This window comes from Streptomyces lucensis JCM 4490 (genome assembly GCF_014650035.1).
Classification (GTDB): Bacteria; Actinomycetota; Actinomycetes; order Streptomycetales; family Streptomycetaceae; genus Streptomyces; species Streptomyces lucensis.
In genome coordinates this window covers 133,360-146,043 of record NZ_BMUE01000001.1, presented here as the reverse complement: position 1 = coordinate 146,043, position 12,684 = coordinate 133,360, and the positions used below count along the sequence as shown (strand labels likewise).

Sequence of the window (12,684 nt, the reverse complement as noted above, 5' to 3'; positions counted from 1 at the left end):
AACGCCGCGCGGTGCGCGCCCCACGAGTAGCGTGCGTGGCTCCGCTCGCCCCCCACCTCCCTGCGGTCCGCCGCCACGGACCCGAACCGCGCAAGGAGCCCGGGATGTCCTACGACCCGCCGCACCCCTCGTACCCGTCGCACTCGTCGTACCCGTCGCACTCGTCGTACCCGTCGCACGCGTCGTACCCGCCGCACGCGTCGTACCCGTCACACACCTACCCCTGGCAGCCCGCCCCGCCCGAACAGCCCCGCCCGCCCCACCGGCCGTCCCGCGAACCCATGGGCCGCCACAGCGACCTGCGCGTGCTGCGCAGCGCCTACCGCTGGCAGCGGCGCACCGCCACCCTCACCGCGCTGGGCTACTTCACGCTCTTCCTGATCCTGTCCGCGTGCGCGCCCGGCGTCATGACGAGCACGGTCGCCGACGGCATCCCCGCCGGCCTCCTGCTCGCCCTCCTCCAACTCCCCGTCACCTGGCTCGCGATCGCCCTGTACGAACACACCGCCCGCCGGCACGTCGACCCGCTCGCGGACCGCATCCGCAAGGAGGCCGAACTGGACGCCCGACGAGGAGCGACGCGATGACATCCGCCGCCGGCACCCCCGCCGTCCCGGGCTTCACGGGTTTCAGCGACTCCGCCCAGGCCATGGCCCTGGTCGCCTTCTCCACCGTCGCCACGGTGATCCTGCTGCTGTGCGTCATGGCCGGACCCGACCGCGACGACCTCGACGAGTTCTACACCGGCTACGGCTCCCTGTCGCCGCTGCGCAACGGCCTCGCCATCGCCGGTGACTACATCTCCGCGGCCACCGTCCTCGGCACCGGCGGCGTCATAGCCCTGTGCGGCTACGACGGCGTCGTCCTCGCCCTCAGTACGGCACTGTCGCTGATGCTGCTGATGTTCCTGCTGGCCGAACCCCTGCGCAACGCCGGCCGGTTCACCATGGGCGACGCGCTGGCCCGGCGGCTGCCGGGCCGCAGCGTGCGGATGACGACGTGCGCGGTGACCATCGCCGCCCTGCTGCCGCTGATGCTGGTCCAGCTGGCCGGGACCGGACAGCTCATGGCGTTCATCCTGGGCTTCACCAACGAGTCCCTGAAGACCGGGTGCGTCGTGGGGCTCGGCACCCTGATGATCGCCTACGCGGCGATCGGCGGCATGAAGGGCACCGCGCTCATCCAGATACTGAAGATCGTGATGCTGTTCGGCTCGGGCGCCCTCGTCGCCCTGCTGATCCTGCGCCGCTTCGACTGGGACCCGGGCGCCCTGTTCACCGCGGCGTCACGGCAGAGCGGCGCCGGGCCGGCCTTCCTGCGCTCCGGGCTGGAGTTCGGCACCGGTGCCGGGTCCCGCGTCGACATGATCGCCTCGGAACTGACCGTCGTCCTCGGCGGCGCCTGCCTGCCGCACATCACCATGCGCATGTACACGGCCTCAAGCGCCCGCCAGGTGCGCCGCTCGATGTCCTGGGCCGTGTCGATCGTCGCCCTGTTCGTGCCGGTCATCACCGTGGTGGGCTTCGGTGCCACGGCGCTGGTCGGACGCGGGGTGATCTCCGCGGCCGACCCGCAGGGCAACACCGCGTACCTGCTGGGCTCGCGGGCGGTGTTCGGCGCCGACGTCTCGACGGCGGAGACCTTCCTGTTCACCCTGGTCACCACCGCGATCTTCCTGACCCTGCTCGCATCGGTGGCCGGCATGATCCTGGCCTGCGCCAACTCCCTCGCCCACGACGTCTTCGCGGCCCGCGTGCGGGAGATGCCGGCCCAGCGCGAGATGACCCTGGCCCGCCTCGCGGCGCTCGCCACGGGCGCCCCGACCATCCTGCTGGCCACCATGGTCCAGCACCACAGCCTGCAGCCCCTGGTGACGCTCTCCTTCTGCCTGGGCGCCTCCGCCCTCGCACCGGCCCTCGTCTACGGCCTCTTCTGGCGCCGCTACACCCGCTGCGGGCTGCTGAGCACGCTCATCGGGGGCTCGCTGACCGTACTGCTGCTCATGCCGGGCACCCGGCTCGTCTCCGGCTCCCCGGTCGCGGCCTTCCCGCACGCCGACTTCAACTGGTTCCCGTTCACCACCACCGGCATCGTCTCCATCCCCGCCGGCTTCTTCTTCGGCTGGCTCGGCACGGTGGTCTCGGGCCGCGCGAAGGCGGAACAGCAGCGGCGCCAGTACGAGGCGGTGGAGGGGTGGATCCTCGCGGGGGCGGTACGCAAGTGACGCCTGCCCGGGCCGGGACGCCGCTACTCGGGGGCGGCCCGGCCCGTCAGCGAGATCAGGCTGCTGCGCACCTCGTCCATGTGCGTCCGCACGTCCTCCCAGGCCGCACCGTGCGCGCGCAGCAGCCGTTCCGTCTCCCGCGACACGGCCTGCGCACGCACGCGCGCGTCGGCGACGATCCCGGCGGCACGCTCGTGCGCCTCCTCCTGGCAGCGGCGCGCGGCCTCCCCGGCCTCCCCCAGCTCCCGCTCGGCCCGCGCCAGCGCGGCCTCGGCCAGGCTCTCCCGCTCGGCGTGCCGGGCGTCGAGCGCGACCGCCCGCGCGGCCTCCTCGCGCTCGGCGGCGGCCCGGCGCCCGGCCTGCTCCCGGGACCGCGCGGCGAGCAGGGCGATGGTGCGCTGCCGCACCTCGCGCAACGCCCCGAGGGCCGCCGTCCGCCCCTGCCGCACGTCCCGCCGGGCGCCGACGCGGATGCCGTCGGCCTCGGCACGCGCGGCGAGCAGCCGGCCGAGAGCGTGCTCGTCGGCCTCCGCACGCAGCGCGTCCCCCGCCTCCCGCGCCTCCCTGCGCACCTCCTCGGCGCACGCCTCCGCCCGTGCGAGGCACTCCCACGCCTCACGCCGCGCACGCTCCCCGACGGCCGCCGCCTCGGCGAGCGCCAGCCCGAACAGGCGCCGCGCGCCCTCCCCGAGCGTCTCGTACGACTGCGGCGCGAGCCGGGAGACCACCTCGCGCAACCGCACGGCGTCCGCCTCCATGTCCCTGGCGAGCACGGTCAGCCGCGCCGCACGCTCCCACGCGGCGTCCCGGTCCCGTGACAGCGCCTCCAGGTACGCGTCGACCTGACCGGGCCGGTAGCCGCGGCCCCGAACCGTCGCCAAGCCGTGGGGCGGCATCGATGCGCTGCTCACCCGGACACCCCTCTCCACCGGACCTGCACGACAGGAAGATTTCGCGCACATCCTGATGGATCGGGCACAAAGGTGCATAACGCGACACTCCGCGAACGGAAAACGCCCTCCACGCACGCGTGGAGGGCGCCTTCCACTCACCCCGAGCCGCAGCCCGCTACAGCAGCCCGTCCCACATCTGCTCCAGCAGCACCGACCACCAGCTCTCCGGCGAACCCAGCGCCGCCGCGTCCAGCGATGCCAGCTGCGCCTGGAAGTCGACGGTCCAACGGCCCGCCTGCTCCTGGTTCAGCCCGTACCGCAGGCGCCACATACGGCCCAGCAGCGCCAGGCAGCGCGCAAACTCCGGCAGCCCCGTGTTCACGAACTGCGGCGGCACCGGCGCACCGCCCGGCCCCGCCTCCACCGGCACGGCCACGATGTTCGCCGTCCCGTACTGCACACAGATCGCCTTGCCGAAGTCGGTGCCCATGACGAGGTACGAGCCCGCGTCCGCCGCCGCCTGCACCCCGCGCTCGGCCGCCAGCTCGGCCAGCGTCGGCACCGGGCGGCCCGGCTGCGCCTGCGCCCAGAAGAACGGACCCATGTCCAGCGGCAACCCGGCCACCACCAGCGTGTGCGCCACCACCGGCGGCACACCCTGCCGCGACACCGCCTGCTGCTCGAACCGGAAGACCCCCGGCCCGAACGCCGCAGCCAGCTCCTGCGCGACACCCTCCGGCGGAACCGGCGGCGCCGCCTGCACCGGCGTCAGCGGCGCCCGCACCGGCGCCGGCCGCGCCGGACCGTCCGCCACCTGGTGCAGCTCGCCCTGGTGCGCCAGCAGCTGCCGCATGCCCTGCTGACGGCTCGCGTGGTCCGTGCCGTACGGCGCGATGCTCGCGATCCGCGCCTGCGGCCACTGCTCACGGATCATCCGCGCACAGTAGGCACCCGGCAGCTCGCACGACTCCAACTCCGTGTGCAGCTCCAGCACCTGACCCGGCGGCACGTTCATCGCCCGCAGCTCGTGGAAGATCTGCCACTCCGGATGCGGCGTGCCCGGCGCCGAACGCCGGATCAGCTGCTGCTCCGAGCCGTCCTGCGCCCGGTAGCGCAGCACGGCCTGGTAACCGGGGCCCACCGTCGGCTGCCCCTGCTGCGGATACCCGTACGCCCCGGACTGCCCCGGCACGGGCGCACCCGGCGGCACCGGCTGCGGGGCACCCGGGACACCGGGACCGCCCGCGGGCACACCAGGGGCGCCCGGCACGGGCGGCGGGAAGGACGCGCCCGGGCCGGCCACAGGCGGTGCGGCCAGCACGGTCTCCGCATGATGCACGGCACCGTGGGCACCACCGGGCACCCCCGGCGCCCCGGGAGCCCCCGGACCGGCCGCGGCACCCGGAGGCTGCGGCGCGCCGGGAGCCGCGGGCCCACCCGGAGCACCCGGCACCGCGGGAGCACCGGGAGGGCCGGGAGGGCCGGGAGGGCCGGGAGGGCCGGGAGGGTTCGGCGTGTTCGAAGAACCCGGGACACCCGGGGCACCAGGGGCCCCTGGAGGCTGCGGTGCCCCGCCGCCCATCCGTCCCGGGTCGGCCAGCATCGTGGCCGCGTACGGCACCTGACCGGGAGGCGTGCCCCCCGGACCACCCGCGGGAGCGCCGGGCGCACCCGGCGCCTGTCCCCCGTCCGATCCCCCCGGACCGGCCGGCGCACCCGCACCGCCCGGTACCTCGGGCCCGTCCGGACCCAGCGCCGACACCAGTTGCGTAGGCACATAACCGCCACCCGCGGGCGCAGCCGGAGCTGACGGAGCACCCACGCCCCCGGGCCGCGCACCCGGCGCACCGGGAACACCCGGCGGCGGAGGCGGCGCACCCGCCCCACCGCGCGCCTTCCGCGGCGGCGGCGCGGCCTTGCTCGTCGCGGCGTCCGCGATGTCCCCGGCATGGGGAGCGAGCCGCCGCGCGGCCGCGTCCGGCCCCTCCGGAGCCTGCGGCCCCCCCGGCGCCTGCGGATATCCGTACCCCGGAGCACCCTGCGCAGCGCCGGGAGCCTGCGGGAACCCGTACGGCTGGGCGCCCGGAGGCGGCGGAGGCGGCGTGCCGCCCTGCGGCGCACCCGGAGCAGCAGGAGGCGCGGGCGGCGTGCCCGGCGCCGGCGGACCGACCGGCACACCCGGCGCGGGCGTACCCGCGACGGCCGGAGGCTGCGGCCGGCCGTACGGCGGCGTGCCCGGCGGCGGCACCGGCGCACCACCCTGCTGAACCCCCGGCACACCGGGAGCAGCGGGCGCCCCAGGCGCGTACCCGGCACCGGAAGCCCCCTGCGCCCCCGACGCGTCCGGACCACCGAGCACCGGCGCGACCGCCGTCGGCGGCAGCTGACTGCCCCCCGACATCAACGCCGTCTTCGCCTCCGGCGGCGCCACCGGCGGCCTCGTGCCCGCATCGTCCGCATCGTTCAACTGCGACGCGAACACCGTCGCCGGCAACGGCACCGAACGGTCGTCCTCACCCGGCCCCGCGTTCGTGTCCGTACCCGCCCAGGGCGTCGCGCCCTCAGGCACGTCCGCGGGAACAGGCGCGGGAACGTCCGCGGGAACGTCCGCGGGAACAGGCGCTGGAACGTCCGCGGGAACGGGCGCACCCGGCCCGCCCGGCGCGTCCACGGGCATCCCGGCCTGCGTCTCCGCCAACCCCGCACCCCCGGCGGCGCCGGCCCCGCCCGCGGCGGAACCCGGCTGCGCGACCCCGGCGCCGTCCTCGCCCCCCGGCCGCCGGTCCCCCAGCCCCAGCTTGTCCGCCGCCTCCTGCAACCACTCCGGCGGAGACAACAGGAACGACGTCTGATTCAGGTCCACCCGCGCCGCCGCGGCCGCCGGAACCGCGTCCTCGGGCTCGTCGACACGGCCGTACTCCTCCTCGTACCGGCGGATCACCTCACCCACCGGCAACGCCGGCCACAGCGTCGCCTCCCCGCTGTCCCGCGCGATGACCAACCGCTGCCCGCCCGCATCCGAACGCGGACCCTCCGCACGGTCCTCACCCCACACCACGAAACCCAGCTCGAACTCCCGCACCCGCACCTCACGGTGCTGGTACACCGGGACGTCCCCGTTGATCCACTCCTCGGCGCGCTCCTGCGCCTGCGCGTACGTCACCATCGCCTGCAGCTCACTCCCCCACCGGACCGGAAGACGCCGAGCCGGAAGACACCGGGACGACACGGGCGAAACCGCCGTCCACCATCAGATTCGCCACCGTCTCCAGCTCCGGCGGATTACCCGCTAGCCGCGACAGGAACGCGTCGAAATCCTCACCACACGGCAGCAGCAGCCGCTCCACCCGCTCCGCCGGCGACCACGAGGGATCCACGTCCCGCACGTCGTCGTACGCGCAGAACCACACCGAACCCGACCGCTCGCCCCGCACCTTCACCGCGAGCAGACCACCCTGCACGAACGAGACACCCAGGTAATCCTTCGTCAGATGATCACGCAGGCATTTGTTCACATACACAAGATCATTGACCGCGGCCTCGTCCCGCACCGTGAAGAACGGCTGATCCAGCAGCAGACCCAACTCGGCGATCAGCGCCGCACCCACCGGCGCACACCCGCCCGCCGCCTTCAGGAACGACCGGTAGGCACCCGGAAGCCGGTAGCCGAGATCCTCCTCGACCCCCTGCACCTGCGCCTCCGTCACCGCCACACCCGACTTCGGCAGACCGAAATGCGCCGGCCGCGTCTCCGGCAACGGCCGCGTCCCCCGCTTCGCGTGATCCACCCGCGCCGTCGCCACCCCACCGTGATGCCGCAACAACGCCTTCACCTCGACCGGAACCAACTCCAGCCGCCGCGAACCCGCCACGTGATGCCACGTCCACCCATGCGGCGTCGCCACATCCGGCACCGTGTCCCACAACTCGTGCCCCGACGCCGCCGCCGCCGCGTTCGCCGACACGAAGTCCGTCAGCCGCAACTCATCGACACCGAAACCCTCCGGCGGCTCCGCGATCTCCGCCGCCACACGCGCGTACGCCGAGAAATCCGGGTAACCCCGCTCATCGACCCGTACCCCTCTCGGGTGACGCGCCGCCCGGACCGGATCCGGAAAGTGCACAACCTGCCCGGCATAGGCCGCGTTCGGCGGCGCGGCCTGCTCCCCGAGCCGACCTGTCGTCATGGCGGTAGCCCCCTGCGGCGTTCTCTCTGGCCTCAACGGCGGTGTCGATCGCGAACGGCGACAGCCTATGCGGTACGACCACCCCGGTCACCGGCCCGCCACCACACCACCGGACACCACCCCCCACTTCCGTGACCAGCCGTCACCCCACCGTCACCACCTCATCCGACCAGGGCGTGTCGCACCGCCCCACCTTCCGCACCAGCCACGGCATTTGGCACCCTGTGTCCTTCGGGGTCACACCCTGGGAGGGAACGACGACCATGAACGCCTTGCAGACCGGAGGCAGCCACATGCGGGCCGGCGACCCCCGCATCGACTGGAGCGGCACCGACACAGCCCCCGCACCCGCCCTCCGCCACCGCCGCGACGGCATCCTGCCCACCGTCGCCGCCGCCCTCTCCGTCCGCGGCACCACCCTCACCGGCACCGCCGCCCGCGGCGACCAGCCCCCACCCCTGCACCCCCTCGTCCAGGACTTCCTCGACACCCTCACCAGCGCCCAACGCCACCGCTTCACCGGCCGCTGCGCCGAAACCATCCTCATCTCCCGGCACCTCACCGCCGCCGACGCCGCCCGCAGCAAACGCGCCGCCCGCAAACCCATGACCAACGCCGAAGCCCGCAAAGCACTCAAGAACGCCAAACTCACCGCCCGCCGCATACGAGAAGACGGCGACCCCCTCCACGGCAGCTTCGCCACCCCCTGCCGCGCCTGCACCGCGCTCAGCACCCACTTCGGCGTCCGCGTCGTCGACCCCACCGCAACCGACGACTGACCCCAGGCGTCCTCCAGAACCAGCACACACGACGAACCAAGGGCAGATGCACCCCGACCGCACCTCCACCACGCGCTTCCCCGTACCCGTCGACGCCGCCCTGCGCGCCGCCGGCTGGCAACCCGGACGCTGGGACATAAAGCAGGCCGAGATCTGGGCGGACACCCTGCGCGAACACACCTCACCCGCCGGACACCAGCACACCGTCTTCCCCGCCGCCGTGGAAGCCTGGGCCGAATTCGGCGGCCTCACCATCACCCCCACCGGCCCCGGCCGCCAGATCGCCCCCGCCGCCCTCCACCTCGACCCCCTCCACGGCCTCCACCACGCCCGCACCCTCGGCGACCTCGGCCGCGCCCTCGGCACCGAACTCAGCCCCCTCGGCCAGGAGACCGACACCACGGCCCTCCTCGCCATCGACACCGAAGGCCGCGTCTACACCCTCGACCACACCGGCGACTGGTACACCGGCCCCGACATCGACCAGGCCCTGACCACCCTCGTCACCGGCATCGAACCCGCACGCCTCACCGCGAGCTGACCCCCGGGCCCCAGGCACCGACCCCCGGCCCCCGTGGGCGGCTACACCGCCGGAATCACCGCCGACACCCGGAAACCCCCCGCATCCGTCGGCCCCGACACGAACACACCCCCGAGCGACACCACCCGCTCCCGCATCCCCACCAGCCCGTTCCCACCCGACGGCAACCGCGCCGCCGACGCCGACCCGGCCTCCGGCGGCGGCTCGTTCTCCACCTGCATCGCGATCTCCGACACCCGATGCGCGAGCCGCACATACGTCTTCGCACCCGCCGCGTGCTTGTGGACGTTCGTCAACGCCTCCTGCACCACCCGGTACGCCGTCTGCTCGATCTCCGCCGCATACGACCGCACCTCCCCCTGCACCGACAGGTCCACGACCATCCCCGCCGCCGCCGACTGCCCCACCAACTCGTCCAGCTCCGACAGACACGGCCCCTCCACCGCCCCGTCCCCACCGGCCACCCGCGAAGCCGCCGCCACCGCAGCCTCCGCCAGCGACACCGACGCCACCCGCCGGCCCACGTCCTCCCCCGCCCGCAGCACCCCGAGCATCTCCCGCAACTCCGTCAACGCCTGCCGCCCCATGTCCCCCACCAGAGCCGCGTTGCGCACCGCCTTCTCCGGATCCCTCCGCGCCACCGCCTGCAACGCCGCCGCGTGCACCACCATCAGACTCACCCGGTGCGCCACGACGTCGTGCATCTCCCGGGCGATCCGCGTCCGCTCCTCGCCACGCGCCCACTCCGCGCGCTCCTCCGCCCGCTCCGCGAGCAACTGAAGCTCCCGCTCCAGCGAATCCGCCCGCTCCCGCAGACTCTCCATCAACCGGCGCCGCGCCCCCACGTACAGACCCAGCAGCACCGGCGGAGCCGTCAGCCCCAACGACGTCGCGATCGCCGCGAACGGCACGAACCAGTCACCGAGCGTCAGATCACCCCGCGACATGTCCTGCCGCACCCGCACGAACGTCACGATCATCGTGCCCAGCAACGACATCCCCGCCAGCGCGGCGATCACCCGCCGCGGCACCTCGCACGCCGCCAGCGTGTACAGGCCCACGATGCCCATCAGGAAACCCATCTGGGCCGGCGTGATCGCGATCGCCACCAGCACGACGGCGGTCGGCCACTGCCGCCGCACCAGCAGAACCGAACCCGCGACCACCCCGAACACGATCCCCACCCACAGCGGGACACCCGCGTCCCGGGCGAACGGAATCCCCTCCGCGCCGCACTCCACGGCGGACACCAGCGCGAGACTCCCGTCGAGCACGGCGCTGCGCCACCTGTCCCACCACCATGGGCCGGTCAGGGCCCTGGCGTGGTCTTCCCCCGTCGTGGTCATGCCCCCAGACTACGGGCGACGGGTGCGGCTTTTCCGGTGAGTTTCACCTACCTCCACACACCACACTCCGTAGTCGAACGACCTCGAAACCACCCGGTATCCCTCGAACTGGCGAACCCTTCCCGTTCGACCCCGGAACGAGTCATTCCGCCCGGACGGTATGGGCATGGCACTTGCACCCGGCACACACGCCGACTTCGAGGAGTTGCGGAAGCGAGCGGTCGCCCTGCGACGGGCGGGACTCAGCCTCCGGCAGATCCGGGACGAGCTGAAGGTCTTCAACAACGACATCCTCAACCAGCTGGTCAAGGGGGTGCCGCCACCGGAGTGGACGAAACGCCCACGAGCCAAGGACGACCTGCGGGCGAAGGCCCGGGAGCTGCGACTGCAGGGCTGGACGTACGACCGCATCGAAGCGGAGCTGGGATGTTCCCGGAGTTCCGTGTCGCTGTGGGTACGGGATCTGCCGAGGCCGGAACGCAGGCGCACTCCGGAGGAATCGGCGGCCATTGCCAGAAAGGGCTGGGAGGAGAAGCTGCGCATCCGGGACGAGGAGCGCCGGCGCACCAAGGCAGAGGCCAAGCAGGCGATCGGTGAGCTGTCAGCGAGGGAGCTGTTCCTGGTGGGGGTCGGGCTCTACTGGGCAGAGGGCGCCAAGGACAAGCCGTACGACCGGCGCGAGAGCGTCATCTTCGTCAACAGCGACCCGGGCATGATCAAGGTGTTCCTCGCGTGGCTCGACCTCCTCGGCGTCGAGCGGGAGCGACTGCGGTACACCGTCATGATTCACGAGAACGCGGACGTCACGGGCGCCGAGCAGTTCTGGGCCCAGCTCGCCGACGCGGACGCCTCCGCCTTCTACAAGACGACGCTCAAGAAACACAACCCGAAGACGGTCCGCAAGAACACCGGCGACGACTACCGAGGCTGCCTCGCGATCAAGGTACTGAAAGGCGCCGACTTGTACCGTCGCATTGAAGGCTCTTGGTACGGCATAGTGTTGGGTGCCGACTCGGCAACCTAACCGAATGTCCGGTTCAACCGAGTTTCATCCCCCATGGTGTAACTAGGCAGCACTGAGGGTTTTGGTCCCTTAAGTTCAGGTTCAAATCCTGATGGGGGAGCTGCGCACCCGTTCGGGCCCTGACCTCCCAGTCAGGGCCCGCGCTCATACCCCCCGAAACCCGCCCCGGTATCCTGCGGCTGTCACCCCCACCCACCACAGCCGAAGGGCAACCCCGTGAGCGCCATCCGCCCGGCAGCCGTCGTCGTTCTCGCAGCGGGTGAGGGCACCCGTATGAAGTCGGCCACACCCAAGGTCCTCCACCAGATCTGCGGTCGGTCCCTGGTCGGCCATGTGCTGGCCGCCGCCCGCGAGTTGGACCCGCAGAACCTGGTCGTCGTCGTGGGTCACGCGCGCGAGCAGGTCACCGCGCACCTGACGGAGGCCGACCCGGCCGTGCGCACGGCCGTGCAGGCGGAGCAGAAGGGCACCGGGCACGCCGTCCGCATGGGGCTGGAGGAGCTCGGCGGCGCCGTGGAGGGGACCGTCGTGGTCGTCTGCGGTGACACACCGCTGCTGACCGCGGACACCCTCGCGCGGCTGGCCGGGACGCACCACGCGGACGGCAACGCCGTGACCGTGCTGACGGCCGAGGTCCCGGACGCGACGGGGTACGGCCGGATCGTGCGGGACGAGGCGACGGGTGCCGTCACCGCGATCGTGGAGCACAAGGACGCCACCGACGCCCAGCGGGCGATCCGTGAGATCAACAGCGGGGTGTTCGCGTTCGACGGCCGGCTGCTGGCGGACGCGCTAAAGCGGGTGCGGACGGACAACAGCCAGGGCGAGGAGTACCTGACCGACGTGCTGGGGATCCTGCGGGAGGCCGGGCACCGGGTCGGGGCGTCGGTGGCCGGCGATCACCGGGAGATCGCCGGGATCAACAACCGGGTGCAGCTGGCCGAGGCCCGCCGGATCCTGAACGACCGGCTGCTGACGCGGGCGATGCTGGACGGTGTGACGATCGTCGATCCGGCGTCCACGTGGGTGGACGTGACCGTCACCTTCGGGCAGGACTCCGTGGTCCACCCCGGCACGCAGCTGACGGGTTCGACGCACGTCGCCGAGGGTGCGGAGGTCGGGCCGAACAGCCGGCTGAGGAACACCCAGGTGGGTGCGGGGGCGCGGGTGGACAACACGGTGTCCGAGGGGGCCGTGGTGGGTGCGGGGGCGAGTGTGGGTCCGTACGCCTATCTGCGTCCGGGTACCCGTCTGGGTGCGAAGGGCAAGATCGGGACGTACGTCGAGACGAAGAACGCGTCGATCGGTGTCGGGACGAAGATTCCGCACCTGTCGTACGTGGGCGACGCGACGATCGGTGAGTACTCGAACATCGGTGCCGCCAGCGTGTTCGTGAACTACGACGGCCAGGACAAGCACCACACGACGGTGGGGTCGCACTGCCGGACGGGTTCGGACAACATGTTTGTGGCTCCTGTCACGGTGGGGGACGGTGCGTACACCGCCGCCGGGTCCGTGATCACGAAGGACGTGCCGCCCGGTTCGCTGGCCGTGGCCCGTGGTCAGCAGCGGAATATCGAGGGCTGGGTGGCGCGGAAGCGTCCTGGCAGCGCCGCGGCGAAGGCGGCCGAGGCGGCGTCCCGGCAGGGTGGGGACGAGGGCTGACGGGAAACGGGTGCACCGAACACGG

At 72.9% G+C, this 12,684-nt stretch carries 10 protein-coding genes; 6 read left to right on the top strand and 4 right to left on the bottom strand.

From position 1 onward, the window contains the following. The first annotated feature begins 104 nt into the window (after positions 1–104). Complete coding sequence (locus IE177_RS00675; RefSeq protein ID WP_190012688.1) at positions 105–587, top strand: DUF485 domain-containing protein; 483 nt, start codon at positions 105–107, stop codon at positions 585–587. After that, positions 584–2,224: a sodium/solute symporter gene (locus IE177_RS00670; protein WP_190012687.1), complete on the top strand. Its 1,641-nt coding sequence runs from the start codon at positions 584–586 to the stop codon at positions 2,222–2,224. The genes IE177_RS00675 and IE177_RS00670 overlap by 4 nt, the downstream gene beginning before the upstream one ends. Positions 2,225–2,247: 23 nt before the next feature. Here IE177_RS00670 and IE177_RS00665 read toward each other — a convergent pair whose 3' ends face one another. The 3 genes from IE177_RS00665 to IE177_RS00655 form a co-directional block, all read right to left on the bottom strand. Next, positions 2,248–3,135, bottom strand: coding sequence for an ATP synthase subunit B family protein (locus tag IE177_RS00665; protein WP_229815840.1), 888 nt, complete (start codon positions 3,133–3,135; stop codon positions 2,248–2,250). A gap of 157 nt (positions 3,136–3,292) precedes the next feature. Beyond that, complete coding sequence (locus IE177_RS00660) at positions 3,293–6,283, bottom strand: SUKH-4 family immunity protein (protein WP_190012686.1); 2,991 nt, start codon at positions 6,281–6,283, stop codon at positions 3,293–3,295. Positions 6,284–6,293: 10 nt separating this feature from the next. Next, positions 6,294–7,304 (bottom strand): SMI1/KNR4 family protein, encoded by a 1,011-nt coding sequence (locus IE177_RS00655; protein ID WP_190012685.1) that lies wholly within the window; start codon positions 7,302–7,304, stop codon positions 6,294–6,296. A 263-nt stretch (positions 7,305–7,567) separates the two neighbouring features. On the opposite strand from IE177_RS00655, the gene IE177_RS00650 reads away from it, so the two are divergent. Continuing rightward, the gene (locus IE177_RS00650; protein ID WP_190012684.1) at positions 7,568–8,083 is read left to right on the top strand and encodes a YwqJ-related putative deaminase; all 516 of its coding nucleotides are present in this window, start codon (positions 7,568–7,570) and stop codon (positions 8,081–8,083) included. A 46-nt stretch (positions 8,084–8,129) separates the two neighbouring features. Further along, positions 8,130–8,624 (top strand): SUKH-3 domain-containing protein, encoded by a 495-nt coding sequence (locus IE177_RS00645; protein ID WP_190012683.1) that lies wholly within the window; start codon positions 8,130–8,132, stop codon positions 8,622–8,624. Positions 8,625–8,665: 41 nt separating this feature from the next. On the opposite strand, the gene IE177_RS00640 is transcribed toward IE177_RS00645, so the two are convergent. After that, positions 8,666–9,970, bottom strand: a complete 1,305-nt coding sequence (locus tag IE177_RS00640; RefSeq protein ID WP_190012682.1) for a sensor histidine kinase — start codon at positions 9,968–9,970, stop codon at positions 8,666–8,668. A gap of 166 nt (positions 9,971–10,136) precedes the next feature. Here IE177_RS00640 and IE177_RS00635 point away from each other — a divergent pair, with 166 nt between their 5' ends. Together IE177_RS00635 and glmU are read left to right on the top strand one after the other, a co-directional pair. Continuing rightward, positions 10,137–10,994 carry a hypothetical protein gene (locus IE177_RS00635; RefSeq protein WP_190012681.1) on the top strand — a complete coding sequence of 286 codons (858 nt, stop codon included), beginning with the start codon at positions 10,137–10,139 and terminating at the stop codon, positions 10,992–10,994. Between the two features lie 216 nt (positions 10,995–11,210). Continuing rightward, positions 11,211–12,659, top strand: a complete 1,449-nt coding sequence (glmU, locus tag IE177_RS00630) for a bifunctional UDP-N-acetylglucosamine diphosphorylase/glucosamine-1-phosphate N-acetyltransferase GlmU (RefSeq protein ID WP_190012680.1) — start codon at positions 11,211–11,213, stop codon at positions 12,657–12,659. The last annotated feature ends 25 nt before the right edge of the window (positions 12,660–12,684 follow it).

Excerpts from the sequence above, each read along its gene's own strand:
- IE177_RS00675 (WP_190012688.1), top strand. The coding sequence starts at position 105 with ATGTCCTACGACCCGCCGCACCCCTCGTACCCGTCGCACTCGTCGTAC.
- IE177_RS00670 (WP_190012687.1), top strand. The coding sequence starts at position 584 with ATGACATCCGCCGCCGGCACCCCCGCCGTCCCGGGCTTCACGGGTTTC.
- IE177_RS00660 (WP_190012686.1), bottom strand. The coding sequence starts at position 6,283 with ATGGTGACGTACGCGCAGGCGCAGGAGCGCGCCGAGGAGTGGATCAAC.
- IE177_RS00655 (WP_190012685.1), bottom strand. The coding sequence starts at position 7,304 with ATGACGACAGGTCGGCTCGGGGAGCAGGCCGCGCCGCCGAACGCGGCC.
- IE177_RS00650 (WP_190012684.1), top strand. The coding sequence starts at position 7,568 with ATGAACGCCTTGCAGACCGGAGGCAGCCACATGCGGGCCGGCGACCCC.
- IE177_RS00645 (WP_190012683.1), top strand. The coding sequence starts at position 8,130 with ATGCACCCCGACCGCACCTCCACCACGCGCTTCCCCGTACCCGTCGAC.
- IE177_RS00640 (WP_190012682.1), bottom strand. The coding sequence starts at position 9,970 with ATGACCACGACGGGGGAAGACCACGCCAGGGCCCTGACCGGCCCATGG.
- IE177_RS00635 (WP_190012681.1), top strand. The coding sequence starts at position 10,137 with ATGGCACTTGCACCCGGCACACACGCCGACTTCGAGGAGTTGCGGAAG.